Genomic DNA, 1,326 nt, shown 5'->3' on the forward strand with positions numbered 1-1,326 from the left:
TATAAGAATTAGTGGTTATCTATTCCCACACCATTACCAATTTAACCCTGTCGAACCGACAAGAGGCAACTTGAATGTTAGAGAAAAAAGACGCAATGAGTGCAATTGCAAGCTACAGAATGGAAAGCACACTTCGTGGAGTCGACTTAAATCTTTTGACTGTATTTGATGCAGTTATGCAAGAGCAAAATATTACACGTGCAGCTCATAATCTGGGCATGTCTCAGCCAGCGGTAAGTAATGCTGTTGCTCGTTTGAAAGTAATGTTCAACGACGAGCTATTCATGCGTCAAGGTCGTGGTATTCAACCGACTCAACGTGCTCGTCAGTTGTTTGGCCCAATCCGCCAAGCGCTGCAGTTAGTACGCAACGAATTGCCAAGTTCTGTATTCTCACCAGAGTCGTCTTCTCGTTTGTTCAAACTTGCAATTTGTAGCCCTTGCGACATGCGTTTTGCACCTAAGATTATGTCGACAATCAACGACCAAGCACCTAGCGTTAATCTGCACATGGATGCTGAATTTGACCGTCAACTTTCTGAGCGCATGCGTTACCAAGAAATTGACTTCGTTATTGATTACTCGCGTTTTGATGAACAAGGTTTCTCAAGCACTGAAATCTTCCAAGATGAATTGGTTGTGGTCGCTTCTGCTTCTCACCCACGCATCAACGGTGAAGTTTCAGCGGCAGAATTGCTTAACGAAAAGCACGCTAAACTGTCTCGCATTCACGGTCAACGTAGCTTCTCTGAGCAAGCTTACCGTGACCTAGATTGCACGCCTTTCTACGAAGGTACGAGCTTGAGCAACGTTCTTTACGTTGTTGGTCAATCTGAACTTGTAACAATCGCTCCTCGTTGGATGGTAGAACATGCAGCAAACAAAGAGCAGCTTCAGATTTTAGATTTCCCATTCGATAATGCGGCGATTTCTGGCTTCCTTAGCTGGCACGAATCAAGTGAAAAGGACAAAGGACACATCTGGTTACGAGATCAGTTAATGATGATCTGTGGCGAAGTAGTGGCGCTTAACTAGACACTAATTCCTATGATTTATAAGCCCTAAGCTAGGAGTCTGGCTTGGGGTTTTTTTGTACCTGCTATTTTTGTTGATAGAAAACTTAGCGTGAGACGTACTATTACTTATAACTTTGAGCTTCATCAGTTGCCTTTTCCATGATCAGAGGTACACTTGTGCGCTCAAAAAAGCTTACAGGTGTAAGCCAAAGGTAAAGAGATGGCCAATTTAGATTTTCATATCGTAAAAAGACTTCGTGACCAAATTGCCCAAGGCGGCAACCGTACAGCTTTGAAGCACAAAGTAGACA

Annotated in this window: 1 protein-coding gene; it reads left to right on the forward strand. The window is 43.4% G+C overall.

What is annotated here, in order from left to right:
• Positions 1-74 precede the first annotated feature (74 nt).
• On the forward strand, positions 75-1,034 hold the full coding sequence (gene leuO, locus AB4496_RS13985; protein WP_009847810.1) for a transcriptional regulator LeuO: 960 nt from the start codon (positions 75-77) through the stop codon (positions 1,032-1,034).
• Positions 1,035-1,326: the final 292 nt, after the last annotated feature.

The organism is Vibrio sp. 10N.222.46.A1 (assembly GCF_041473595.1).
Lineage (GTDB): Bacteria > Pseudomonadota > Gammaproteobacteria > Enterobacterales > Vibrionaceae > Vibrio > Vibrio tasmaniensis_A.